Origin of the sequence: Bacillus sp. FDAARGOS_235 (assembly GCF_002073415.2) — a bacterium.
GTDB lineage: Bacteria > Bacillota > Bacilli > Bacillales > Bacillaceae_G > Bacillus_A > Bacillus_A toyonensis.
The window spans coordinates 1821049-1845105 of the sequence record NZ_CP020437.2; the positions used below are offsets into that span (position 1 = coordinate 1821049).

The 24057-nt window shown below is 37.0% G+C and carries 26 protein-coding genes; 14 read left to right on the forward strand and 12 right to left on the reverse strand.

The features are described 5' to 3' along the window. Positions 1-46: 46 nt before the first annotated feature. Both hemH and asnB read right to left on the reverse strand, forming a co-directional pair. Positions 47-1006 (reverse strand): ferrochelatase, encoded by a 960-nt coding sequence (gene hemH / locus A6J74_RS11125; RefSeq protein WP_001075096.1) that lies wholly within the window; start codon positions 1004-1006, stop codon positions 47-49. A gap of 190 nt (positions 1007-1196) precedes the next feature. Continuing rightward, positions 1197-3044 (reverse strand): asparagine synthase (glutamine-hydrolyzing), encoded by a 1848-nt coding sequence (asnB, locus tag A6J74_RS11130; protein WP_000333956.1) that lies wholly within the window; start codon positions 3042-3044, stop codon positions 1197-1199. Positions 3045-3284: 240 nt separating this feature from the next. Here asnB and A6J74_RS11135 point away from each other — a divergent pair, with 240 nt between their 5' ends. Further along, positions 3285-3839: a DUF2777 domain-containing protein gene (locus A6J74_RS11135; protein ID WP_000616037.1), complete on the forward strand. Its 555-nt coding sequence runs from the start codon at positions 3285-3287 to the stop codon at positions 3837-3839. A gap of 57 nt (positions 3840-3896) precedes the next feature. Here the strand turns inward: A6J74_RS11135 and A6J74_RS11140 are convergent, their stop codons facing one another. Next, on the reverse strand, positions 3897-4262 hold the full coding sequence (locus tag A6J74_RS11140) for a YisL family protein (protein WP_000233490.1): 366 nt from the start codon (positions 4260-4262) through the stop codon (positions 3897-3899). 150 nt (positions 4263-4412) lie between these two features. Here A6J74_RS11140 and rocD point away from each other — a divergent pair, with 150 nt between their 5' ends. Beyond that, complete coding sequence (gene rocD, locus A6J74_RS11145) at positions 4413-5603, forward strand: ornithine aminotransferase (protein WP_000616647.1); 1191 nt, start codon at positions 4413-4415, stop codon at positions 5601-5603. A 110-nt stretch (positions 5604-5713) separates the two neighbouring features. Beyond that, complete coding sequence (locus tag A6J74_RS11150) at positions 5714-5995, forward strand: hypothetical protein (RefSeq protein WP_080609500.1); 282 nt, start codon at positions 5714-5716, stop codon at positions 5993-5995. A gap of 35 nt (positions 5996-6030) precedes the next feature. Here the strand turns inward: A6J74_RS11150 and A6J74_RS11155 are convergent, their stop codons facing one another. Then, a complete protein-coding gene (locus A6J74_RS11155) occupies positions 6031-6930 on the reverse strand; it encodes a fumarylacetoacetate hydrolase family protein (RefSeq protein WP_001213067.1) in 900 nt (299 codons plus the stop codon). 246 nt (positions 6931-7176) lie between these two features. Here A6J74_RS11155 and A6J74_RS11160 point away from each other — a divergent pair, with 246 nt between their 5' ends. From A6J74_RS11160 to gerPF, 7 genes are all read left to right on the forward strand, one after another. Continuing rightward, a complete protein-coding gene (locus A6J74_RS11160) occupies positions 7177-7353 on the forward strand; it encodes an aspartyl-phosphate phosphatase Spo0E family protein (RefSeq protein ID WP_000462849.1) in 177 nt (58 codons plus the stop codon). 99 nt (positions 7354-7452) lie between these two features. Then, positions 7453-7674, forward strand: a complete 222-nt coding sequence (gerPA, locus tag A6J74_RS11165; RefSeq protein WP_001111187.1) for a spore germination protein GerPA — start codon at positions 7453-7455, stop codon at positions 7672-7674. A 14-nt stretch (positions 7675-7688) separates the two neighbouring features. After that, positions 7689-7895, forward strand: a complete 207-nt coding sequence (gene gerPB, locus A6J74_RS11170) for a spore germination protein GerPB (protein ID WP_001012514.1) — start codon at positions 7689-7691, stop codon at positions 7893-7895. A 68-nt stretch (positions 7896-7963) separates the two neighbouring features. After that, on the forward strand, positions 7964-8578 hold the full coding sequence (gene gerPC / locus A6J74_RS11175; RefSeq protein WP_001070753.1) for a spore germination protein GerPC: 615 nt from the start codon (positions 7964-7966) through the stop codon (positions 8576-8578). A 6-nt stretch (positions 8579-8584) separates the two neighbouring features. Then, positions 8585-8779 carry a spore germination protein GerPD gene (gene gerPD, locus A6J74_RS11180; RefSeq protein ID WP_001052804.1) on the forward strand — a complete coding sequence of 65 codons (195 nt, stop codon included), beginning with the start codon at positions 8585-8587 and terminating at the stop codon, positions 8777-8779. Positions 8780-8794: 15 nt separating this feature from the next. Continuing rightward, positions 8795-9181, forward strand: a complete 387-nt coding sequence (locus A6J74_RS11185) for a spore germination protein GerPE (protein ID WP_000902321.1) — start codon at positions 8795-8797, stop codon at positions 9179-9181. A gap of 42 nt (positions 9182-9223) precedes the next feature. Further along, positions 9224-9439 (forward strand): spore germination protein GerPF, encoded by a 216-nt coding sequence (gene gerPF, locus A6J74_RS11190; RefSeq protein ID WP_001141566.1) that lies wholly within the window; start codon positions 9224-9226, stop codon positions 9437-9439. Positions 9440-9527: 88 nt separating this feature from the next. On the opposite strand, the gene A6J74_RS11195 is transcribed toward gerPF, so the two are convergent. The 6 genes from A6J74_RS11195 to A6J74_RS11225 form a co-directional block, all read right to left on the reverse strand. Continuing rightward, on the reverse strand, positions 9528-9806 hold the full coding sequence (locus A6J74_RS11195; RefSeq protein ID WP_000224035.1) for an RNA polymerase alpha subunit C-terminal domain-containing protein: 279 nt from the start codon (positions 9804-9806) through the stop codon (positions 9528-9530). A 23-nt stretch (positions 9807-9829) separates the two neighbouring features. After that, positions 9830-13555, reverse strand: a complete 3726-nt coding sequence (gene addA, locus A6J74_RS11200) for a helicase-exonuclease AddAB subunit AddA (RefSeq protein ID WP_000572319.1) — start codon at positions 13553-13555, stop codon at positions 9830-9832. After that, positions 13552-17067 carry a helicase-exonuclease AddAB subunit AddB gene (gene addB / locus A6J74_RS11205; protein WP_000058641.1) on the reverse strand — a complete coding sequence of 1172 codons (3516 nt, stop codon included), beginning with the start codon at positions 17065-17067 and terminating at the stop codon, positions 13552-13554. The genes addA and addB overlap by 4 nt, the downstream gene beginning before the upstream one ends. 116 nt (positions 17068-17183) lie before the next feature. Continuing rightward, positions 17184-17747, reverse strand: a complete 564-nt coding sequence (gene lepB, locus A6J74_RS11210; RefSeq protein ID WP_000751915.1) for a signal peptidase I — start codon at positions 17745-17747, stop codon at positions 17184-17186. Between the two features lie 182 nt (positions 17748-17929). Next, positions 17930-18523 (reverse strand): TVP38/TMEM64 family protein, encoded by a 594-nt coding sequence (locus tag A6J74_RS11215; RefSeq protein ID WP_000347508.1) that lies wholly within the window; start codon positions 18521-18523, stop codon positions 17930-17932. A gap of 508 nt (positions 18524-19031) precedes the next feature. Continuing rightward, positions 19032-19613 (reverse strand): competence protein ComK, encoded by a 582-nt coding sequence (locus A6J74_RS11225; RefSeq protein WP_000444438.1) that lies wholly within the window; start codon positions 19611-19613, stop codon positions 19032-19034. A gap of 290 nt (positions 19614-19903) precedes the next feature. Between A6J74_RS11225 and A6J74_RS11230 the strand changes: the two genes are divergently transcribed. Further along, complete coding sequence (locus A6J74_RS11230) at positions 19904-20089, forward strand: hypothetical protein (RefSeq protein ID WP_000391363.1); 186 nt, start codon at positions 19904-19906, stop codon at positions 20087-20089. Positions 20090-20226: 137 nt separating this feature from the next. On the opposite strand, the gene cspA is transcribed toward A6J74_RS11230, so the two are convergent. Further along, positions 20227-20430 (reverse strand): RNA chaperone/antiterminator CspA, encoded by a 204-nt coding sequence (gene cspA, locus A6J74_RS11235; RefSeq protein WP_000301522.1) that lies wholly within the window; start codon positions 20428-20430, stop codon positions 20227-20229. 278 nt (positions 20431-20708) lie between these two features. Here cspA and A6J74_RS11240 point away from each other — a divergent pair, with 278 nt between their 5' ends. From A6J74_RS11240 to A6J74_RS11250, 3 genes are all read left to right on the forward strand, one after another. Then, positions 20709-21203 (forward strand): DUF6584 family protein, encoded by a 495-nt coding sequence (locus tag A6J74_RS11240; protein ID WP_000208488.1) that lies wholly within the window; start codon positions 20709-20711, stop codon positions 21201-21203. Between the two features lie 19 nt (positions 21204-21222). Further along, positions 21223-22014: a phosphotransferase gene (locus A6J74_RS11245; RefSeq protein WP_000073825.1), complete on the forward strand. Its 792-nt coding sequence runs from the start codon at positions 21223-21225 to the stop codon at positions 22012-22014. Positions 22015-22397: 383 nt separating this feature from the next. Continuing rightward, positions 22398-22727 carry a hypothetical protein gene (locus tag A6J74_RS11250; RefSeq protein WP_000721808.1) on the forward strand — a complete coding sequence of 110 codons (330 nt, stop codon included), beginning with the start codon at positions 22398-22400 and terminating at the stop codon, positions 22725-22727. A 37-nt stretch (positions 22728-22764) separates the two neighbouring features. Here A6J74_RS11250 and aceA read toward each other — a convergent pair whose 3' ends face one another. Continuing rightward, complete coding sequence (gene aceA, locus A6J74_RS11255) at positions 22765-24042, reverse strand: isocitrate lyase (protein ID WP_000787335.1); 1278 nt, start codon at positions 24040-24042, stop codon at positions 22765-22767. Positions 24043-24057: the final 15 nt, after the last annotated feature.

The following is a 24057-nucleotide window of genomic DNA, read 5'->3' on the forward strand; positions in this document are numbered from 1 at the left end:
CCTCTTTCTTTCGTAGTAATTATTATTTATTTAAAATTATTATAAACTAATTATTATTCAAAACTAAATCTTTGTCAACTATTCCCTTCATTTTTTTGGAAACAATTTCAGCTAAACAATCAATAAATACAGGTTGTGCATTTGGCATATTCGGTCTAAAATATTGGGCGTTTAATTCATCCGTTACAACCTTACATTCATAGTCGTTGTCATATAAAACTTCTAAATGCTCTGCCACAAATCCAACTGGGCAATATACGAAAGATTCATATCCATGCTCTTCAAATAAATCTCTCGTTAAATCTTGCACATCTGGTCCAATCCATGGGTCTGGTGTATTTCCTGCACTTTGCCAACCAATTGTATAATGCTTTACACCTGCTTCTGTAGCAATTAAATCTGCTGTTTGCCGTAATTGCTCTACGTATGGGTCACCTGCTGCAATAATCTTCTCTGGTAAACTATGCGCCGAAAAAATTACGACTGCTTTTTCTTTATCTTTAACTTTTGTAAACGTTTCTTTTATTTGATCTGCCCAATAGGAAATAAACTTCGGTTCATCGTACCATTGTTCAATTGGTTCAATAACAGGGCCACCAATGTCTTCTGAAAGACGAATCGCGCGTTCATTATATGCTTTAATGCTGAATGTAGAGTAATGCGGTGCTAATACGATACTAATCGCATGCTCAATCCCATCTTTCTTCATCTCTTCTACTGCGTCTTCTATAACTGGTGCAATATGTTTTAATCCTAAGTAACAAGTAAATTCATACTCTGTAAATATATTATTCATTGAATCCGTTAATTTATGCGCTTGCTCTTTCGTAATTTTCGCAAGCGGTGATATTCCACCAATTGCTTTATAACGCCCGATTAAATCTTGGAGCGCTTCTTCTGTTGGCTTACGCCCATGACGGATATGTGTATAATACGCTTCTACATCATCCAATGACTCCGGCGTTCCATACGCCATTACGAGTAAACCTATTTTTTTCTTTGCCATCTATTTCACACCTCAATTTTTGAAAATGAGAATCTTTTTCAAGAACATTTGTTTCCAATTATAACAAGCAATAATAAGTACGTCAAAATAATAATTCTAAATAAATATTATTTATAAGGTGATTTTTAATTTTATATGACAATTTATTTAATAAAAAAAGCGGCTCACGTACATGTAAGCCGCTTTTTTGCTATTCTTTAATATTTACCCCATACTCTTTAAACCAAACGTGAATTTGTGCTAAATGAGCTAGAAGTTGCGGCCCAGTCATTAATTGACCGAACCAAGGTGTTTGGAATGCACTTCCGCCTGAGTGGATTAATCCATTCAATTGCTCTTTATCAAACAATTCATGCAAAATTGAGCCTTTATCCGTTAATAAATCTTGTAGCCATACTGTTACCGCTTTTGTATAATGCGGGTTATGCGTTTTCGGATAAGGACTCTTCTTTCTATATAAAATGTCATGTGGAAGTATCCCTTCTAAAGCTTTACGCAATAGACCTTTTTCGCGGTTTTCATACATTTTCATTTCCCAAGGAATATTCCACGCATATTCGACAAGTCGGTGGTCCGCAAATGGAACGCGCACTTCTAAGCTTGCTCCCATACTCATGCGGTCTTTTCTGTCTAATAATGTTGTCATAAACCATACCATGTTTAAATAAAATAATTGTCGTCTCTTCGCTTCCAGTGGGCTTTCTCCCTCTAAAATAGGAACTTCTTGAATGGATTCTTCATAGCGCCTTTGTACATATTGTTGTAAATTTAATTTACTTCTCCATTCTTTCTTCAGAAGTTGTTCACGTGCTTCTGTAGAGCGCATCCATGGGAATGCACTTGATTGTAAATCATCTTCTCTATAAAACCATGGATACCCACCGAAGATTTCATCTGCACATTCTCCAGATAAACCGACGACAAAGTCTTGTTTAATTTCGCGGCAAAACCATAATAATGAGGAATCGATATCTGCCATACCAGGCAAATCACGAACGAGCACTGCTTCTGTTAAACACTCTGCTAGCAGTTCATTTGAAATGACGCAACGATGGTGAGTCGTTTGAAACGTTTCAGTCATTAAGTTAATAAACGGCGCATCTGAATTGGGTTGGAATGCATTTGCTTTAAAATATTTTTCATTATCTTCATAGTCAATAGAATACGTGTGTAATGGCCCTTTCCCTGATCTTTCATATTCTTTTGCGGCAATTGCTGTTATAGCACTTGAATCTACACCACCTGATAAAAAAGTGCATAACGGTACATCAGAAACGAGTTGCCTTGTAATAGCATCTTGTAATAAAAAGCGTGTTTTCTCTACTGTTTCTTCAAAGGAATCTTCATGTTTTTTGCTTTCTACATTCCAATATCTCCATATACATAAACCATTTTTTGAAAATGTCATTGCGTGGCCCGGTCGTAATTCTTTTATACCAGCATAAATACCGTGACCAGGCGTTCTAGATGGTCCGAGGCCGAATATTTCTGATAACCCTTCTAACGTTACTTCAGCCTTCACATCAGGATGCGCTAGTATCGCTTTTAACTCTGAGCCAAATAGTAATCGTCCACTATCATATTTATAAAATAGCGGTTTTACACCTAATCGATCTCTTGCAATAAATACTTGTTCTTTCCGTTCGTCCCATACAGCAAACGCATATATACCGTTTAAATGATCGACACATTCTTCTTTCCATTCAATATACGATGCTAATAATACTTCCGTATCAGAATGACCTTTGAACGTATATCCTCTTCTTAAAAGTTCCTTTCGAATGTCTTCCGTGTTATAAAGTTCGCCGTTATAGCAAATTGCATAATTCGCTTCATCCTTTAAACAAGTCATCGGCTGTTTACCACCCTCAGGGTCAACAACGATTAACCGTTTATGCCCAAACGCGACATTACCCTTAATCCAAACTTTATTATCATCTGGGCCACGCTTCGCTAACGTCTCAGCCATCTTCATAACGACGGCCCTTTCTCCTTCTAATGAGCGTTTATAATCCACCCATCCTGTAATCCCGCACATATAAATCATCCTTCCATCTTATTACTTTTCCTGAACGTGCAGTAATCCCCACTCTAAAAGTGCGGATACAAAAAAATGACAAACTTGACGATAACCTACCATCCGTATACGGAATAGTAATTTCACTCAGTAAAACGTGTTTTATTGTATGCCCACCTATGTCCGGATGTGTCTAGTTATAAAGAACGCGCGAACTGTCTATAACAAGAATAACTACTTTTCATAAAGGAGAAATCGTGTATGATACAACGTAAACATATTTTATATAACCAGCCTCGTGCTCATTCAGTCGGTAATGTAGAATATATAAACAATGAATGGGTATTCTTTGATGATGAAAATGACGAAGCATTTTTATTAGAAGATATTGCCGAAGATGGCTTTGAGGTTTTATATAACAACAACTGGCTACCAGCTCGTTTTTATGAACAAAACATATTGCAAATCGCAAATGAACAACACCCCCTCCAAAACGGGGAAATGATACGCATTCGTAAAAAATTACTCCTTAGCTATCATGAATGGCTTGAGGAATTACCCGATTCTGTTTTTGCGTTATTAACAGAATCATTGCAATCACTTCATTACTCTCTATATGATTGCATGTATTGCCATAATTATTTATCCTTCTTACCGAAAGAGGAAGCATGCGAGGGCGTAAATATTCTTTTATTTGATAATGAAGAGATGATCTGTACACTGCAGCACCATTTCGTTCGTCACTCTTCTTCAAATAAAAATATTTTCCGTTTTACGAAAGTAAATGGAGAAGAGTTGCATATCGATGCGACATAAAAATAAAAACCACCGTATCCCCCAAACATTTGAGAGATACGGTGGTTTTATTTTTTATTAGAATACTTGCCAACCAATCGGTAATTTCAGTCCAAGGTAAAATACCGCTACTAGTGCGACAATAAATAATCCCCAAACTGCCCCTGTTGCCTTATTCTTGCTCATTTTCACAAGAACCATTTCCATTCCACCGATAACTAAAATACCAGCTATCATTTTTAAACCGTACCACATGTGCATGTTACTTGTTGCAGTCTTCATAATACCCATGTACAACATGAAACCTGTCACAATAATGATAATGTACATAAGACGAAGCCCCATATGTACACCTTTCCCTTTTCTTCCTGCTGAATAAAGTGAATACGCAACGAAGAATAAAATTAAACCTAACGCCCATGCTGTAATATGCATATGTACCATCGTATCCCCTACCTCCTCTTTTCACACTTTTTCACTCTATATGATAACATGTTCATTTATTTTCAGGAAATGTTTCGCTTTTTTACATTTAAATGATATAATATTTAGAGTATTTACAAACTTCTTGTAATAACAAAAGGGGGAACAATCATGATTCAAACTAAGGATATTATCGAACTTACAGACACATACGGAGCAAATAACTATCACCCACTTCCAATCGTTATTTCTAAAGCAGAAGGCGTTTGGGTAGAAGATCCTGAAGGAAATCGCTATATGGACTTATTAAGTGCATATTCTGCAGTTAACCAAGGTCATCGTCACCCAAAAATTATTAACGCTTTAATTGACCAAGCTAATCGTGTTACGTTAACTTCTCGTGCTTTCCATAGTGATCAATTAGGCCCTTGGTACGAAAAAGTTGCGAAACTAACTAATAAAGAAATGGTACTTCCAATGAATACAGGTGCAGAAGCTGTTGAAACTGCAATTAAAACAGCTCGCCGCTGGGCTTATGATGTGAAAAAAGTAGAAGCAAACCGCGCTGAAATCATCGTTTGTGAAGATAACTTCCACGGACGTACGATGGGTGCTGTTTCTATGTCATCAAACGAAGAGTACAAGCGTGGCTTCGGTCCAATGCTTCCTGGCATTATTGTAATTCCTTACGGTGATTTAGAAGCGTTAAAAGCTGCAATTACACCAAATACAGCAGCATTCATTTTAGAGCCAATTCAAGGTGAAGCAGGAATTAACATTCCACCAGCTGGTTTCTTAAAAGAAGCTCTTGAAGTATGTAAAAAAGAAAACGTTTTATTTGTAGCAGATGAAATCCAAACAGGCTTAGGCCGTACTGGTAAAGTATTTGCTTGCGACTGGGACGATGTAACTCCTGACATGTACATACTTGGTAAAGCACTTGGTGGTGGCGTATTCCCAATCTCTTGCGTTGCAGCAAACCGCGACATTTTAGGTGTATTCGAGCCAGGTTCTCACGGTTCTACATTCGGTGGTAACCCACTTGCATGTGCTGTTTCTATCGCAGCTCTTGAAGTGTTAGAAGAAGAAAAATTAACAGAGCGTTCTCTTCAATTAGGAGAAAAATTAGTTGGGCAATTAAAAGAAATTGATAACCCAATGATTACTGACGTTCGCGGTAAAGGTTTATTCATCGGTATCGAATTAAACGAGCCAGCTCGTCCTTACTGTGAACAACTAAAAGCAGCTGGGCTGTTATGTAAAGAAACACACGAAAATGTAATTCGTATCGCACCACCTCTAGTAATCTCTGAAGAAGATTTAGAGTGGGCATTCCAAAAAATTAAAGCTGTTTTATCGTAATGATAGAGAGGTTGTCCTACACGTTAGGACAACCTCTTTCCTTTTATAGTGATTTATATTAAAGTTCAATTGTAATTTTCTGTTTTTTCATTCATAGAAGGAGGTGCGACATGCTATTAAGATATGGTAAACATATTAACTATTTAGCTACAGCTTTTATTTTAGTTACATTCTTTGGTTTCATCCTTTCCACAACATGGCTTCATTACTCAACTCCTACTACACTCACACTACTGAAAGCATCATTTTGGACTGCTGTTATTCTTACTATTATTGGATTTGGACGAGAAAAAAGCGCACTTGCGGTTATATTATTTGGTATTTGTACACTTGCATTAATTGGTCTTTACACTTTTTCCGTTATCGATTACCTCTATAACCCGAGACCATAGAAAAAAGCTATCTTTATACAAGATAGCTTTTTTCTTCATTTCACTACATTTCGCAAAGTACCAATTCCCTCTACTGTAATGACCACTTCATCACCAGCGTGTAAAAACTTCGGTGGTGTAAAGCCCTTTCCGACACCAGACGGCGTTCCTGTTGCGATAATATCGCCTGGTTCTAATGTCATCCCTTTACTTATCGTTGAAATAATTTCTTCAATTGAAAAAATCATTTTATTTGTGTTTGAAGTTTGTCTTACTTCTCCATTTACTACTGTTTCGATGTGTAATGCGTTCGGCGTTTCAACCATTGATTTATGCATTAAATACGGTCCCATCGGACAAAACGTATCGAAGCTTTTCCCAAGGAAAAACTGTTTATGTTTCCTTTGAATGTCACGAGCGGTTACATCATTTATAACTGTATATCCGAAAACATGGTCAAGCGCTTTTTCTTTTTTTATTTGCTTCCCTCGCTTACCAATAACAATAGCTAGTTCCCCTTCATAATCTAGTTCATTCGTTGCGTGGGAATGCCCATTGATTTTCTCATCAATTCCAATAACTGTTGTTGGTGCTTTCGTAAAAATCATTATATTTTCCGGAATAGACTCTACTCCGCCCATCTCGATTGCATGTTCACGATAGTTTTTCCCAACACAAAGTATATTCTTTCTTGGCCTTGGAATTGGTGCTAATATTTTCACCTCTGTTAACGGATAATACGCTACCCCTTCATTTTCCTTTGCCCAATTTACAATTTCACATATTTTCTCAAGACATTCAGTCCCTCTTTCAATACACTCTAACATTGTAATCGGAATCGTAACCTTTTCCCCTTTTTGTCTTTGCGCTTCTCTTAAGTGCAGTACTTTTTCTTCCTCTTCGTCTACAATACCTAAAAATACCTTTTCCTCTTTCTTCGCCGTTACAAAACGCAATATTTCCACTCTCCATCCTAAAACTCATACCATTTAATTGTATTCGCATCTATAAGAAAAAAACCTTCTCATGCACGCTAATTTTTACAATATTCTTCTCGCACCTTATTCGTTACCATTCGTTATTTGACATAAAATGTAGAAATTTTACTTTTTTTAGCGAAGTTGTTTCTTTTTTATGGGATTTTTGTATAATATGTACTACATATATACTAAAAATTTCATTTAGAGATGGAGCCGATTTCAATGTTTGAGCAAGCTATTGAAAAAAAACGTGAAAAAATGATCTATTTTGCTGAACGCTACGGAATGACTTCTCAAAAAACAGTGGATTGTAGCCAAGAACTGGACAGGCTCTTAAATGTAATTTGGCATGTACATACGGATTTTCAACCTAATCAAACATTCGAAACACACACGTAATAACGTGTGTGTTTCTTTTATTTCAAAAAAACACACATTTTATTGAAAACGCCCATACAATAGTAGAAAAGAAAATTTTAAAAACGAAAGGTGTTTTATATGCCAGCTATGGTCGGACATATTCGTATCGTCAATATTGGGTCAAGTGGTATTTTTCACATTGGAGATGTATTTGCGATTAGGCCTATTAGTTATTCACGTGCTTTCGCTGGGGCCGGCTCTTTTAACGTTGGAGATAATGTTTCTGTCTACAATTATCAAAGCGCAACGACTGTCAATGATTCAGATGTAATCGATCAAGCGATAATTGGTTCAACTTAAAGGAGGCAATTGCATTGAATTTTTACGTGAACCAAAGTATTATCATTAACAGTATTAGAATCGATAGCATTACGACTTCTTCTGTATTCCAAATTGGTACGGCCGGAAGTATTAAAGCTCTATCTAAATTTTCAAATACGGGTGGATTTACAGAACCTCTTCGCCCATTACAGGCGAAAGGACAAATTATTTCTATCAAACCATCAAACAGTTCTTCTTAAGGCATCCTTGTCATAAATATATAGCAGGAATATATTTACCCTCCCTATTGAAAAGGAGGTTTCACAAAATGAATCAAGATATATATACTTACTTACACCAACTTCAGCAAGCTCTCCAAATACAACAAGCAACCATCCTTAGCCTAGAAGATCAAGTCCGCCAATTACAAGAAGAGCTTAATGAATTAAAAAGTCGCCCCTCCTCTTCTATAGGAAAAGTGGAATACAAATTCGATCAATTAAAAGTAGAAAATTTAAATGGTACTTTAAATATTGGTTTAAATCCATTTTCAACAAAAGGACAACAAATTGAAGATTTTCAAGTTGATACAGAAACATTGAAGGTCAATCCTGAAACTGACACCAACCCTGACTTTTATCAAGGTATCCTTCAAGAAATGCATCGCTACTTAGATGAAGAAGCATATAATCGAATTCTCCATTTTGAACAAGAAGAGAGAACACCGCTTGATGAAATGTATCGACAAATGATGGTTGATGACATAAAAAAACAGATGGAGCATAGACTTCCTTATTATTTATCACAAGCTCAATCATATGAAGGTATTTCAACAGATCCAGATTATTTACGAGACCTCATTATTCAAGCAATGAAACAAGATATCGACAAAGCCTTTCTATCCTTTATTCAGCACATACCGGGAAATTTCCGAAAGGAGTAAGTATGTATGAATCTTAACGTTGTAAATCGCGAGTTAAAAGTCGGACAGATTAAAATGAACGGTGTATCTTCGTCCGCTCTCTTTTTAATTGGGGATGCAAATTTCCTCATTTTATCTTCTATTCTTGATACACCGTTTGAAACTGTTACAGAGGGTCCATTTGTACCATTAGTAACAGATGTCCCTCCTACTCCAGGTTAAGGAGACTGAGAAATTATGTTACATCATGTGTCTATTGTCCAAAATGTTTCTATTATTTCTTTAGGGATTGCTGCTGTATTTCAAGTTGGAGATGCAAATCAAATGGAATTAAAAAGTAGAGCTCTTGCCGTCCACAGGGAAATCCCTTGTTATATAAAAGGTGAAGGGCGCTTAGATGCATTTGAAATCTTTACAGATGAACACATTACAATTCCAAAGCGAACGACAGATGTCAAATTAAATATTATAAATGAATGCCCTTTCATTGAAGTAAATAACGTTGAATTGCGAACACTTTTAAATTCTGGTTGCTTTCAAATTGGAAATGTTGATTATGTTTTTAATAACTCTCGTATTATGCAAATCCGCCAATATATTACGGATGAACCTTCCGCTCAATAATTCATATAGTAATTAAAAAGCTTAGTAAAGTAGGTGGATGGTATGCCTTCTGTTGTTGGAAATCTCGTCGTTCAAAACAGTAACGGTTCTTTCAATTTAGGAGATTTTTATAACGTGTCTCCGAAAGAAAACACGAAAGCCTATAACGGATCTGGAGCTTCCAATGTTGGGTTTGTCGTGAATACGTTTAACGGTGTTAGTGCAACAAATACGTTTGATTCTGATGTGGCAGATCAAGATCAGATTGGAACAGCGTAAAAAAGAGGTGTCTCCTATAGGTGACACCTCTTTTTTATATGAAATAGTAACGGATCTTTTCTTTGAAAATTATTCATCACATCACCATTTATTTAAATGATAATCCGCCCTCCTCCAAAGCCTTTCTAAGCTTTGGTAAAGATGCGGGGCCCATACCATGCAGTTTTAAAATTTCTTTTTCACTATATTTTGAGAGCTCTTCTACAGTGTGAATACCATGGTGCTCTAATGCCCTTCTTGCTGGTGCTGAAAGAAGAGAGAGAAAACCTTCTTTTGGCTTTCTCTCTTTCTCACAGGTTGGGCAAGTTGGACAATCGCTACTTTTATAGTACTCGTGTCCCTGTTCACAAGTTCTTAACGTTGCCATTTTTTATAGCCCCTTTCTGTTGTCTATTCCTCAATATTCACAACATGATTCCCATCAAAGAAGTATAAACATTTCTCTTTCACAGGATGTTGTAAGCTTTTCTCGAGTGCTTTTGCATATAACGAAAGCTGCACTTTATAGCGATCTTCTAAAATTGGTTTTGCTTGTTCAAATCCGCCTGGGAATTTACCTTCAATCGTATCTGTTTTGAAATCGATTAGCGTAATACCATCTTCTTCTTCAATCATGCAGTCGATAACCCCTTGGACAAGAATCGATTCCCCGCTATTCCCTTGCCAATCTTGATATGCTTCTTCTGCTGATAGCATCATCGTAAATGGAACTTCACGCTCAACACTTTTCGCCGCTAATACCCTTTTACCTAGGTCACTGTCAAAGAATGAAATTACTTTTTCAATCGCTATTTCTTCCGCCTGCTCGAATGTTAACAATTCCTTATTTACCATTCCAGCAATTTGTTCTTGAAGAACTTCAACCGTAATCGGCTTCTTCAAATCTACATGTTGCATAACGGTATGGACTGCCGTCCCACGCTCTGCGTACGTTAATCCTTTTTTCTCCATAAAGCGCGGACGTGTTTTAATTGGTGCACGTAGTTTTTTAATAAAGGCGTTATCGCTGCCTTCTTCAGACTGATAATTTCTCTTTATTTCTGTAACGGATTGCTTCGCACGATGAGAGGTTGCTTCCTCATACCCGTACTTCCACATTAACCTATCGTACACTTCTTCTTTTCGTTCACTTTGTAATGGCACAGCCTTTTTCTCACGAAGTGCTTCTAACAACTCTTGTTTCTCTTCTTGAACTGGCTCTGGTGCAAGTAGCGTGTTACCGTCCACAACTTCTACTTTCCAGCTAGTGTCATACCCGTAAATTTCATCTGGAATACTTCCTTGTCCTAATTCAAGAAGTATTTCACTATCACGATGTCTATATAATGAAGGTGCAATCCAGTCTAAATAGCAAGACGCTCCAGCACGTATGTGATCTGGTAATAACCATTCACTATGTTCCCTCGCATCGAGCCATTTTTCCATTTCCTTATTTGCATCCTTAACTGTTCCGATTAAAATTAACTTCTCTTTTGCACGCGTTAAAGCTACGTATAATACGCGCATTTCTTCCGCAATTAATTCCATTTTCATTTTACGTTTAATTGCAAGTTGCGATAATGTCGTATATTTAATTCGTTTACGCGGATCAATGAACTGTGAACCGAAACCGAAGTCTTTATGCAGTAAGAAACGTTTCATTAAATCTTGTGTATTAAAACGACGACCGAGTCCAGCTACAAATACGACCGGGAACTCAAGTCCCTTACTTTTATGAATCGTCATAATGCGAACAACATCTTCTTGTTCACCAAGAGCTCTCGCCGTCCCCATATCGTCACCGCGTTCTAAAATACGTTCAATAAAACGTAAGAAGCGGAATAATCCTCTAAATGATGTTGCTTCATATTGCCTTGCGCGGTCATATAATACACGCAAGTTTGCCTGCCTTTGCTTTCCAGCTGGTAAACCGCCGACAAAGTCATAATACCCTGTCTCACCGTACACTTTCCAAATTAAATCAGAAAGTGATTGTTGGCGCGCGAATTCACGCCATCCTTGTAGTAAGTTATAAAACCATTCTAGTTTTTCATGAAGTTCTTGTTCTTCTTCAAGCGGTGCACCTTTTAAGAATGAGCTCATTACTTCATAAAATGACCCTTTCTTTCCGTGAGCACGAAGCGTCGCAAGTTCTTCATCATTTAATCCAACGATCGGTGAACGAAGTACTGCTGCAAGTGGAATATCTTGCATCGGATTATCAATAACGCGGAATACGTTCATCATAATATTTACTTCTGTCGCTTCAAAGTAACCAGTCGCAAGGTCTGCATATACTGGAATTCCTTGTAGTTTTAACTCTTCCATAATTTGCGGTGCCCACGGCATAGAGCGAAGTAAAATAACGAAATCACGATATTGCACTGGTCGCATACTATCCGTTTTTCGGTCATACACTTCATAACCTGAATCGACCATCGCTTTAATGCGCTGCGCCATAAGACGAGCTTCCAGTTGCGCCTTTTCGACTTCCGTACCTTCTTCACCCTCTAGTACTTCTTCTTCCGTTTGCTGAATGCATAATAATTCAGCTGCTACATCTTCACCTATTGGATAGCTAGCACCTAGCTTTAATTCAGCGTCAGCATCGTAATCGATTTCCCCAACTTCTTCGCCCATAATTTGTTTGAAAATAAAGTTCGTACCTGCTAGTACTTCATGACGACTACGGAAGTTTTTCGCTAAATCAATCTTCATTCCGCCGCCCGATCCTTCTTGCGTGAAGCGTTTATACTTTCCTAAGAATAAGCCTGGTTCTGCTAGTCGGAAACGGTAGATTGACTGTTTTACGTCACCAACCATGAACAAGTTCCCTTCACTCTCAGAATCTTTCGTTACGAATTTAATAATGGATTCCTGTACGAAGTTCGTATCTTGATATTCATCGACTAGTACTTCTGCAAATTTATTACGATATTGAAGCGCTACTGCTGATGGCTTCACTTCATCATTTTCACTTTGTTCACTTAAAATTTGCAAACAGAAATGCTCTAAATCTGTGAAATCAACCATTCCTTTATCTCGCTTCATCGCTTGGAAACGCTCTGTAAAGACTTTTACGAGCTTCACGAGTTTTTCTAATACAGGATGCATATCTTGAAAATCTCGTAAGAAACTTTCAGGTTTGCGGCTAAATAACTCTTCTTGTAATTTCTTCACTTCATCTTTCGCTTTATTACGAAGAGAGTCTACTTGTTTTACAACATCCTCGTTGTAATCACTTTTCTTAATACGCTTTAACGTTTGCCACGATACGTTTTGCATCGCTTCATACACGCTTGTCCACGATTCACGAGCTGCTGATGATAACATTCCAAGTAAAGCTGCATCCGCTTGCAGGGTTTCAACGCGAGGCGCCGGGCCGTCAGGAAGCATTGCGAGTTCGGTTGCTTTACGAATATGTTGTTCCGCTGTTTCAAGCTGGAATCTCACATCTTCTAATAGGTAAGAAGCATACACTAAATCTTCAATTGTCTTTCCTTCCACGTCGTATGCTTCTACTAATTTATCGAGCCATTTTTCCGGATTTGGATGCGCTCTTGATTCTGTATGAAGCGCTAAAATCATTCTTTGTAAGTCATCATCACTACGGTCACTCGTATAGCGATCAACTAATTCAAAGAAAATACTATTATCTTCGATTCCATACTCTTCTTCTAATATGTCATCTAGCACTTCTTCTTTTAACAACTCATTTTCTGTTTGATTTGCAATACGAAAACGAGGATCAACATCCAGCATGTAGTAATACCCTCTAATTACTTGTAAACAAAATGAATGGATCGTTGAAATAGATGCTTTATTTAATAGGCTCAGCTGTTTTCTTACATGTTGAGATCCTGGCTCATCAATTAGTACTTTTTCTAACGCTTCTCCAATTCGATTTTTCATCTCTTGCGCCGCTGCATTCGTAAATGTTACAACGAGCAGGCGATCGACATCGACTGGATTTTCCTCATTAATAATCTTTTTAATCATACGTTCAACTAATACTGCTGTTTTTCCCGATCCAGCTGCTGCTGCGACTAAAATGTCACGTCCATTCGCTACAACGGCTTTCCACTGGTCATCTGTCCATTGACTACCTTCTGGTTTTTTAGGCCAATTCTCTATCATTCTCCGTCAACCTCCTCTCTAATTTTCTCCATCGCTTCACTATCTTTCATATCTTTTAACGTACGGAATTGATTATCTTCAAGTGATTCATCAAACTGACAGACAGATTTGAAGTTACAGAACGTACATGCCGCTTTATTCCCCTTTTTGTAAGGAGCAATATCAATAACACCTTCTGTAATGTCTTTTCCGATATTTTCAAACGTATGGTGTACATATTTTTGCAGTACGTTAAACTCTTGCTCACTTGCAATGCTAGAACGCGCACTAAAACTACCGTCTTTTTTCAGACCAGCAGAAATAATATCTGAACTTCCTGTTGAAAGTTTGTTATCCATTAAACGAACAACGTCAGCATCTCCTAGTACGAGGCCTTTCATTTTAAATTTCTTTAAAATTTCTTTTTCAATTTCAGCTTCAGATGCGTCACCTTTCATTTCAACAATCGGGTTATGAATATGAAAGTACAGTACACCAGCAGGTGATGCTGCGTGGCCTTTTTTCATCCACGTTTGTGCATTTGTAGTAACGACATCTAAATACGTTAACATTTGAAGTGCCAATCCGTAATACACTTCCGTTAAGTCTAACGCTTTTGAACTTGATTTATAATCAATAATACGAAGGAATGTTCCGTTTTCATCTTCAGCCTTATCCACACGGTCAATACGGCCGATAACTTCCATCTTCACACCATTTGGTAATGAGAATTCCATCGGCGGAAGCGATCCCGTACCGCCCATACCGAATGGCACCTCTAAATCAACTGGTACGAAACCGCTCGACTTCGCGTGTTCACGAAGAATGATTGACGTACGGAAAATGATTTGTTGTAGTTTTTGTTTTAAATAGAAATGACGATTTGAGCTTAATAAAATTTGTCTTTGTAATAACGGTGCGATTTCTTCTATTACTAAAACAGAAAGATGCTCACACTCTTTTATTGATAAATCCGCCCAAGTGCGGTTTTCGCGTAATAGCCTGTCTGCAATTCTCTTCAGTGCTGCATGGAATAGTTCACCGATATCTGGTGCATCTAGTTTAAAAATATCACGCTCTCTTAACGATAAACCGTGCTGCGCGAAATGAGCGTACGCACAACGGTTGAAGAGTTCCATACGAGAAACGCTTCCTTTTATTTTATCTCCGTATAAATCTCTACTTACTACCGTACTTAGTTTCTGCGCACGATTTCGATAGAATAAACTCGATAACACGCGACTACTTTTTTGTTTCCATTCATCCGAAGTGACGTAGAAGTTATAGACGTCCCACCAAAAATCTAGATTTCCTTCAAATCCGTATCGCTTCCACGTTTGTAGTTGCTGCATGACATAAGATAACGTCACTTCTGGCGTTGCTACGTATGAAATTTGTTCCGAACGCGATAAGTCGTTTACGTCATTCGTAATAAACGAGTCTTTCACATTAGGGAACATTCTTTTTATTTTCTTAATAAAGCTAGATGCAAGTAATGTCTTTCCTTCTTCATCTGCAAGTGGGCATGAAATATATAATTTCTCAGACGCTCTCGTTACCATCTGATACATAACGAACTGCTCTTCTAATAAAGTTTGTCTCGTCGTTGGCGCGAGTTCAATTCCTGCCGCACCAAGAACTTCTCTTTCCTCATCAGAAAGCATCCCTTCATCCATCGGTGCTGCTGGAATAACTCCTTCATTTACGCCGATAATAAACGTAGCTTTCACATCTGATAACCTGGAGTGATCAATATTGGCAACTAATACTTGATCTAATGATGGCGGAATGTTAGCGAATTGAAGTGCCTCAAGTCCTGTCGACATAACGTCCGTGAACATAGATAGTGACATTTTCTCCTCACCAAGCATTTCTACAAACGTATCAAGAAGGCTCATTACTTCTTCCCATACTTGTTCATGGTCTGTTGCAAATAAGAAATCTCCGCTCTCTTCTGCACGTATACGTAATTCTTCTAACTTCTTTGGAACGTCAAGTTCTTCTAAAAATAAGTAAACCGCTTCGCACATTTGCATCACTGTTCCCGCACGCTTTAACCTTTTTTGCATGCGAATAACTGGCGTTCTTACAACATCACGCAGCCTGTTTATTTTCTCTTCCATTTCACGTTCAATATCTGTTATCATTCCGTTTGTATCGTCAAGTGAACGGTAACGGCGATACATCCACGGATCCTCAGAAGTCCATCTCTTCCCTTGTACACCGTACGCTAAACAGTAGTTTTCGAACTCATCCATCTCTTCACGCATCATTTCTTTCCTTACGTCTAATGGATATAAAAGCTCTGTTTTCACGCAGCGAAACACCGCGTCATAACGCCAATTTCCGCTAATAATTTCTAAGGCAGAACGAATACACTCTACTAATGGATGATGTGACATCGGGCGTTTTTCATCGATGAAGTGTGGAATATTATAATCTGTAAATAACGTTTGCATCACATCGTAATAACTTTCCCCGTTACGAAGAAGTACTGCAATATCTCGATAACGATACGTTTCATCCGCGACAAGTCTACGAATTTCACGAGCAACCCCTTCTACTTCAGCTCGTAAATTCGCCGCTGTACTAATTGTTACACTTGCTTCATCATAATACTTTTCATTCGGACGCGCTTCATAATGCGTTTCTAAATGAGCTAATGCCGGAGAATGAAAACGCGGTTGTTCCATAAGTGGAATTGTTTTTTCAATTTCTATTTTCTCTTCACGCGCTACTTGTTTTATTTTTTCATATGTTAACGTCGTTTCATAAAATAAATCCAGTTCATTCACTGGCTGCGCTAATGTTTTTTCATCTATCGTTAACGTAATTGTGACTCTCGCTCCACAAATCATGAGCTGTCTTACAATTTCAAGTTCTTGCGGAGAAAATGAATGAAACCCATCTATATAAATTTCAGCACCATTTACATACTCAGACTGCGGAAGCTTTTCCACTAGCAATTGTAAATAGTCTTCTGAATCTAAATATTTCCCGATTAAAGCACGTTCAAAATCATCATATAATAGCTGTAAATCATATACTTTATTCGCTAATAACTTTTGCTCAGCACTGCTACTATGCGCATCTAATTGTTGCCACATTTCATATACGTTAGATGGCGTCACATTGTAACGTTTAAACTCCGCAATCATACTGCCAAGATGTTCAAAGAAACCGTTTTGCTCTGCTGCTTTTTGGAACACCGATAATCCATCTTTACGAGATTCTACAATTTTACGAAGTAACATATGCACACCCGCTTCATCAATATGAAGACGACTCGCTCCGCCAACTTCTTGCAACACCTTCCAAGCTAATCGTGAAAAACTAAAAACTTGTGCCCGAATAGAACCTCTTACATCCTCACTTTCAATTAACGCCTGCTGCGTCTGGAATGTCATCTGTTCTGGCACAAGATATAATATTGTTTTGCCTCTCGGGCGCTGTTTTAACGCTTCTTGCACTTCTCGTAAACAAAGTGTACTCTTTCCACTTCCCGCTCTACCAATCACCAATCGAAGTGACATGTAACCCCACCTTTCACTTACACAACGAACGTTAGTTTGCTACTATAATTGTATTATAGTACACGAAAAAAGACAAACGGAGTTGTTTGTCTTTTCTATACTTCTACTTCATTATATCAACCTTTTGAAAAATTCGTTTGCACCTCTTGAATTGGCCAATATCGTAAATCGACTTTACCGACAACTGTATCAGCTTTCACAAAGCCAAAGTGTCTACTATCCCAGCTCCCAAGGCGGTTATCGCCTATTACAAAAATATGACCAGCTGGCACCACCTTTTCTTTCGTTAACTCTTCTAATGTAAAATCACCTGTTAGTTGCCTTCCATTTACCTCTTTCTTGTACTTCTCTAAATAAGGCTCATCAATAAATTGACCGTTTATATACAACTTATCATGCTTATATTCAATATGGTCTCCAGGTAAACCGATAATTCGCTTTACATAGTCTTCTTTTTTATTCGCATGAAAAACGACGACATCGAACCTGTTCAAGTCCCCCACTTGATAACTCACCTTATTTACAACGAGCATATTGCCATCTTGCAATGTCGGCATCATTGACTTCCCCTCTACAACGTACGTTGAAAAGAAAAACGTTCGAAAAAATACAGCTAATAGTACACCAATTAAAATTGTTCGTATCCACTCTAGGCCTTCTTTTTTCAAAGTTTTCTTCATCCGCTTCTCCCCTTACCCTTTAATAATGAAGCTTGCATTTATAAAGTGAAACTTAATCGGTGGGGGTTTTGTTCATCCCGCACCGATCGGGCAGTTTGATCCCCACCTAACTTATCTGCTTCAGCCGAATTTTTTGGAGGGAGTTTCACTGCCCTCAAATAGTGGGACAAAGAAGACTATTCTTAATGTAGTTCTAACTTTACTTCAATTCTTTTACCGACATACCATAAAATAAAAATAACAATCGCTACAATAACTGATTTCACCGGCTTATGAATAAACGACATTAAATCATGACCGATGTACGTTAAAATAAAAATCATCACAAGCTTCCCGAATGCGAGCGCAAGTCCGAACTGTTTTACGCTAATGCGAGATAAACCAGCTACAACGTTTATAAGCGCAGACGGTGTAAACGGAAAACAAAATATAACAAACACTGGCGCGAATCCTTTCCTTTCAATCCACCCCATTGCCTTGCGCACTTTCTCATGCTTATTTACAAAAGAAAAGAAACGGCTTCGTCCAAAATGGCGGATAATGAAAAAAACAAGCATAGCACCGATTACTGATCCAAGCCATGAATAAAGGAAACCCAGCCAAAATCCAAATGCAACAGCATTCGCTAGTACAAACACAATAAGTGGTAATGCTGGAATAAGCGCCTCTATCATCGGCAAACCGATGCCAAGAAGCGGTCCGAACGCCTTATAACTTTCAACAATATGATCCATATTTTCTGGTGAAAAATACTCTTTGATTGACTGAAAATCCATTCTACACTTTACCCCTTTACTCTAATTACTACCTCTACTGTATCATTGCTTTTCTGAAAGAGGAAATGGTAGATACGACATATGGAGATGTAATTATTAAGTTTCCATGTCCTTCATTAGAATTCCTTCATTATTTAGCTATGATAATCTTTCAATATTCGACAGGATATGAAGATAATTTAGACACTATACACAAATTGTAACTTAACGGTTACGTTTGATGAAAAAGCAGAAACTACAGAAAGGAATAATTCGTCTTTTTCAAAAAAATACCCTTACTGCACGTAAGGGTATTTCTACCTATATAGAAAGAAGTATCATGTATGCCACAAATATAAAATGATATATATTCACACTACATTAAATATATATAAGGAAATTACCATTATATTGTTCCATTAAAGAACAATATATTTGTACATCTCACTCGGTTTATTTATGAATCTTACAGCGTAAACTGTATATATAATGAAATAAAAAAAGGATGAGTCTCCTCATCCTTTTCCTCTCACACATCTTCTTCCCTAACAAAATACACTTTCTCATAAGCTGGTCTTAATGTTGATTCATCTCTTTTATCAATTTCTTTAAAACAAGGATTTCCTTGTTTCTTCTTTCGATCTTCATATTCTGTACGCAGTTTCGCTGTACGATTTTGTTGATTTTCAAAACTACTTTTTGATATTTCTAATTTCACAGCAAGGCCATTTATAAATCGAATCATAAGATTTCCATCTTTTAATTCTCGATTACTTTCGATATAAAAATGCGACAGCCACGCGCACTCTTTTCTAGAATAAGAATAAGTAGGGAAAAAATAAAGTTGATCTGTCGGACTGATTGCAATCGGTGCTTTATGTGTAATGTGCGTTAACTCTTTCGTTCCTTCTTTTCTGCCCAAAAAACTAGATCCATGCTTACGACAACTTCTCTCTATAATATCTAGAGGCTTTTGAAATACGAAAAAAGAATCTTCCATTTCAACAACTCGCGTAACAATTTTCTTTTCACTTAGAATAACAGGAAGTAAGGCCATTGTATTTTTAGTTACAACATAATTTTCGACATAGCGTTCTACTTTACTTTCCATATCCTATTATCTCCTTTTTTCATTTTCTATTTATATTAGCAGCTGCATATATAATTTTAGCACCTATGAAAAGGAAATAGGTAACAGGTTCCGCTTTTTTACAATTTTTTATCATTTATCAAACATTTGTCAAACAATAAAATCACGATATATAAATTAAATAGTTTTATAACCATAAAAACAGCATTTATACTACCTATAAATATTTATTATCCCTTCCTCTTTTTACATCATTACAACAATTAACTTTGCTATAATTAAAATATAAATCCAATATATGGAGGGCCATTATGGAAGAAAAAGAGATCCACCCATCGATTCAAATGAAAAATAGTAGCGTCATTATCGTGAAAAACTCAGCTAGTATTATATTCGGTTTATTTTTCATTCTGCTATTCTTCGCTAAACCATTTCGTAAATCGAAATGTCCTGAATGTAAAAAACGCGAGAAGAAAAAAGCAGAGAAAGAAGAGTAAAAGGCCTTCCTTTTTGGAAAGCCTTTTACTCTTCTTCATTACCTCTATAAACGTCGAGTACAACTTCATTTACATATATCTCAACAACAAAAAAAGGATGGCATGAGCCATCCTTTTTTCCATCATCAACTATAAAATTATAGTTTGATTACGTTTTTAGCTTGAGGTCCACGGTTGCCTTCTTCGATTTCGAAGCTAACTTTTTGACCTTCTTCTAAAGATTTGAAACCTTCAGTTTCGATTGCAGAGAAATGTACGAATACATCGTTTTCGCCTGGAACTTCGATGAAACCGAAGCCTTTTTCGTTGTTAAACCATTTTACTTGTCCTGTTACTGCCATGATTATTTCCTCCTAAGAAAATACAAATTATTTTAGTCTTCCTGTATAAAAAAAGAATCCACACATTATCAAACACGAAACATAAACTAGTTCTCACATACTTTTTCTCGTTCGTTTTCGGCACTTGATAATATATGGATTGCTTAATTTAACTATTCAACTGACATCATCATAGCATACTTAAAATAAAATGTACAATCTTTTTTGAAAATAGAATTTCTAATTTTTAGTATTTCTTATAAAATAAAATTATCTCTATTCTATATAAGGAGGAATTCATGACAACCAAAATTCCTAAAAAAACATTAAAGAGAATTGAAGAGGATATTGAAAATAATAATCTCGGAAAGGCAAGAGAAAGATTACACGGTCTCATCTTTACATACCCAAATGAATTACATCTTCGAAAACAAATCGGAGACATTTATTATAAATTACAATATCCAGAAATGGCTGGACGTTATTGGTATCTAGAGGAGCATAAAACAGATATTATGCATGAATCATGTTTATTATTTGAAAAATCAATGGGAAATGATCCTTATCATATTGCGCGTGCTTTAAAATTCAAAGGCGATTCTAGCAAGATAAAGAAATTGTATAAAGAGCAGCCTTTATCTCCAGTACAAAAAAAAGTAGCAGAGGAATTAGTATATGAATATAAAGAAACATGGGAAGATAAGTTACTCTCTCTTGGGTGTCTAGTATTCCTTGCTTTCCTTCTTTTCTCTGCTATTGTCGGTATATTCACTATTTGGAATTGGATTTTTTAATTATAGGGGGAATTTTCACATGTCAAACTACGAACAAGAAGAAAAGCTAACAGGGGGAAACGTCTCAAACGTATATCGTTCTGAAAATACTGTTCGGCGGGAATTAAAGCCAGACAGTACAAATATTCATAAGCTATTACGTCATCTAGAAAACAAAGGGTTTCATTATGCCCCAAAGTTTTTGGGCATAGATGAAAAAGATAGAGAGATTTTATCATTTATAGAAGGCGACGCAGGCAATTATCCTTTAAAAGAATTCATGTGGTCTAATGATGTGCTGAAAGAAATCGCAAAAATGCTCCGTCTGTACCATGATGCTGTAAGTGACTTTCCGTTATTAGCTGATTGGAAACCGATGGATCATACCCCACATAACATTGAGGTTTTATGCCACAATGATTTTGCTATATATAACATTATTTTCAATAATGAAAAGCCAGTCGGTATTATTGATTTTGACGTCGCTGCTCCTGGTCCAAGAATGTGGGATATCGCTTATACGCTTTATACTTGTGTACCTTTAAGTCGAGTGTATTATACAGAATCAGGTGAGGCAATTCATTACGACTCATCGCAACACGCAGGTCGTATTAAAGAAAGAGTAAAGTTGTTTGCTCAGTCCTACGATAAAGATATGGACGAAAATTACTTCGAAATGGTGTTACTACGTTTAGAAGGGTTATGTACATATGTGAAAAGACAAGCACAAGAAGGAGACGGAAATTTCCAAAGAATGATTGATGAAGGACATCTAGATCATTATGAAAAAGATATGACGTTTATTCGTAAGCATGGGAAAGAATGGATCTAATATTATTTCTATTTTTGTTAGTAAATATATTTTAAGTTATGTTACATATATCCGAATAATTGTTCATATCGTTTCTTTTCCTACCGGAACTATCAAGCTAAAATCTCGAGATACCCCCTAACGAAATTTTAGCTTTCTATAGTTATGTAAGAGAATTCAGCCCATTTTTTCGTTTCACAAAAATTTTATAATAATTAAAATCACATTATAAAAATATTATATTATATTATAATACAACTAGTTAAAGGGAAACTTTAATCAGTGGGGTTTTGTGCATCTCCCACGTAACTTCTTTGCTCCAGCCAACTTTTGAGGCGGGAGTCTTACTTCCGCAAATAGCGGGATAAAATTACAAGGCTGTTTGCCATGGGGGATTTACATACATGAAAAAGATTTTATTTTTGTTATTGGCTACTATTATTACGTTAACATACCTTCTAGTTTTTAATAAGACTATTGATTCTGAAATTAAAGGATTCCCTATACCTTATGAAGCTAAATTAATTCATACTACTGAGGAGATAGGTGAGTATGTATATAAAGGCGATTGTTTTGAATCAGGTTTATCTATATGGTATCAAATACATATAAAATTAAAGGGATGGGATAAAACTTTTGCAGAGGGTGGAATGAAAGTTTATGAGAAGGATAATAAAAAAGTAACCGTAATATATTTAACGGGAGAAGATGTTATCAGTTTATATAAAGAGTAATAAAAAAGGTGATCACTTAATTGTGATCACCTTCCTTTTATTTCGTAAACTGAGCTTCTTCTGTAGAACCTTTTAACGCTGTCGTTGATGAAGTACCGCCTGTAATGACTTGTGCTACTTCATCAAAATAACCTGTTCCTACTTCGCGTTGATGGCGAGTTGCAGAGTAACCGTGTTTCTCTGCTGCGAATTCCGCTTGTTGTAATTCAGAATATGCTGCCATACCACGGTCTTTATAGCCACGTGCTAATTCAAACATGCCGTAGTTTAATGAGTGGAATCCAGCAAGTGTTACGAACTGGAACTTGTAACCGTAAGATGCGATTTCTTTTTGGAAGCTCGCAATCGTTTTTTCATCTAATTTTTGTTTCCAGTTAAATGACGGTGAACAGTTATAAGCGAGTAATTTCCCTGGATATTTTTTATGGATTGCGTCTGCAAATCGTTTTGCATCTTCTAAATTTGGTTCAGACGTTTCACACCAAACGAGGTCTGCATACGGTGCATACGCTAAACCACGTGCAATTGCTTGATCCAGTCCTGCTTTCGTACGATAAAATCCTTCTGGTGTTCTTTCTCCTGTAATAAACGCTTTATCAACCGGATCGATATCACTCGTAATTAAATCGGCTGCATCTGCATCTGTTCTTGCAACGATAATTGTCGGCACTCCCATTACGTCCGCAGCAAGGCGTGCGGAAATTAAATTACGTACCGCTGTTTGTGTCGGCAGTAATACTTTTCCACCTAAATGTCCGCATTTTTTCTCTGAAGATAATTGATCTTCAAAGTGTACACCTGATGCACCCGCTTCAATCATACCTTTCATAAGCTCGAATACGTTTAATTGTCCGCCAAATCCAGCCTCTGCATCTGCTACAATCGGTACGAAATAATCTGTATCATCGCTTCCTTCCATATGCTGAATTTGATCCGCACGTTGAAGTGTTTGATTAATTCGTTTTACTACAGCTGGTACGCTGTTCGCTGGATATAAGCTTTGGTCTGGATACATATGTCCAGAAAGGTTTGCATCAGCCGCTACTTGCCAACCACTTAAGTAAATTGCTTTTAATCCCGCTTTCACTTGTTGCATCGCTTGGTTTCCTGTTAATGCACCAAGTGCGTTAATATAATCTTCCGTATGAAGCGATGTCCAAAGCTTCTCAGCCCCGCGGCGTGCTAGTGTATGTTCAATATCAATCGAACCGCGCAAACGAATTACATCTTCAGCTGAATACGGACGTGTTATTCCTTTCCATCTCGTATCTAATTCCCAGTTCTCTTGTAATTTATCGATTCTTTCGTTTTTCATTTATTCCATCCCCTT

What these genes read in the sequence shown, in the direction of transcription:
- hemH (WP_001075096.1), bottom strand. Translation starts at nt 1,006, where the DNA reads ATGGCAAAGAAAAAAATAGGTTTACTCGTAATGGCGTATGGAACGCCG.
- asnB (WP_000333956.1), bottom strand. Translation starts at nt 3,044, where the DNA reads ATGTGCGGGATTACAGGATGGGTGGATTATAAACGCTCATTAGAAGGA.
- A6J74_RS11135 (WP_000616037.1), top strand. Translation starts at nt 3,285, where the DNA reads ATGATACAACGTAAACATATTTTATATAACCAGCCTCGTGCTCATTCA.
- A6J74_RS11140 (WP_000233490.1), bottom strand. Translation starts at nt 4,262, where the DNA reads ATGGTACATATGCATATTACAGCATGGGCGTTAGGTTTAATTTTATTC.
- rocD (WP_000616647.1), top strand. Translation starts at nt 4,413, where the DNA reads ATGATTCAAACTAAGGATATTATCGAACTTACAGACACATACGGAGCA.
- A6J74_RS11150 (WP_080609500.1), top strand. Translation starts at nt 5,714, where the DNA reads ATGCTATTAAGATATGGTAAACATATTAACTATTTAGCTACAGCTTTT.
- A6J74_RS11160 (WP_000462849.1), top strand. Translation starts at nt 7,177, where the DNA reads ATGTTTGAGCAAGCTATTGAAAAAAAACGTGAAAAAATGATCTATTTT.
- gerPA (WP_001111187.1), top strand. Translation starts at nt 7,453, where the DNA reads ATGCCAGCTATGGTCGGACATATTCGTATCGTCAATATTGGGTCAAGT.
- gerPC (WP_001070753.1), top strand. Translation starts at nt 7,964, where the DNA reads ATGAATCAAGATATATATACTTACTTACACCAACTTCAGCAAGCTCTC.
- gerPD (WP_001052804.1), top strand. Translation starts at nt 8,585, where the DNA reads ATGAATCTTAACGTTGTAAATCGCGAGTTAAAAGTCGGACAGATTAAA.
- A6J74_RS11185 (WP_000902321.1), top strand. Translation starts at nt 8,795, where the DNA reads ATGTTACATCATGTGTCTATTGTCCAAAATGTTTCTATTATTTCTTTA.
- gerPF (WP_001141566.1), top strand. Translation starts at nt 9,224, where the DNA reads ATGCCTTCTGTTGTTGGAAATCTCGTCGTTCAAAACAGTAACGGTTCT.
- A6J74_RS11195 (WP_000224035.1), bottom strand. Translation starts at nt 9,806, where the DNA reads ATGGCAACGTTAAGAACTTGTGAACAGGGACACGAGTACTATAAAAGT.
- addA (WP_000572319.1), bottom strand. Translation starts at nt 13,555, where the DNA reads ATGATAGAGAATTGGCCTAAAAAACCAGAAGGTAGTCAATGGACAGAT.
- addB (WP_000058641.1), bottom strand. Translation starts at nt 17,067, where the DNA reads ATGTCACTTCGATTGGTGATTGGTAGAGCGGGAAGTGGAAAGAGTACA.
- lepB (WP_000751915.1), bottom strand. Translation starts at nt 17,747, where the DNA reads ATGAAGAAAACTTTGAAAAAAGAAGGCCTAGAGTGGATACGAACAATT.
- A6J74_RS11215 (WP_000347508.1), bottom strand. Translation starts at nt 18,523, where the DNA reads ATGGATTTTCAGTCAATCAAAGAGTATTTTTCACCAGAAAATATGGAT.
- A6J74_RS11225 (WP_000444438.1), bottom strand. Translation starts at nt 19,613, where the DNA reads ATGGAAAGTAAAGTAGAACGCTATGTCGAAAATTATGTTGTAACTAAA.
- A6J74_RS11230 (WP_000391363.1), top strand. Translation starts at nt 19,904, where the DNA reads ATGGAAGAAAAAGAGATCCACCCATCGATTCAAATGAAAAATAGTAGC.
- cspA (WP_000301522.1), bottom strand. Translation starts at nt 20,430, where the DNA reads ATGGCAGTAACAGGACAAGTAAAATGGTTTAACAACGAAAAAGGCTTC.
- A6J74_RS11240 (WP_000208488.1), top strand. Translation starts at nt 20,709, where the DNA reads ATGACAACCAAAATTCCTAAAAAAACATTAAAGAGAATTGAAGAGGAT.
- A6J74_RS11245 (WP_000073825.1), top strand. Translation starts at nt 21,223, where the DNA reads ATGTCAAACTACGAACAAGAAGAAAAGCTAACAGGGGGAAACGTCTCA.
- A6J74_RS11250 (WP_000721808.1), top strand. Translation starts at nt 22,398, where the DNA reads ATGAAAAAGATTTTATTTTTGTTATTGGCTACTATTATTACGTTAACA.
- aceA (WP_000787335.1), bottom strand. Translation starts at nt 24,042, where the DNA reads ATGAAAAACGAAAGAATCGATAAATTACAAGAGAACTGGGAATTAGAT.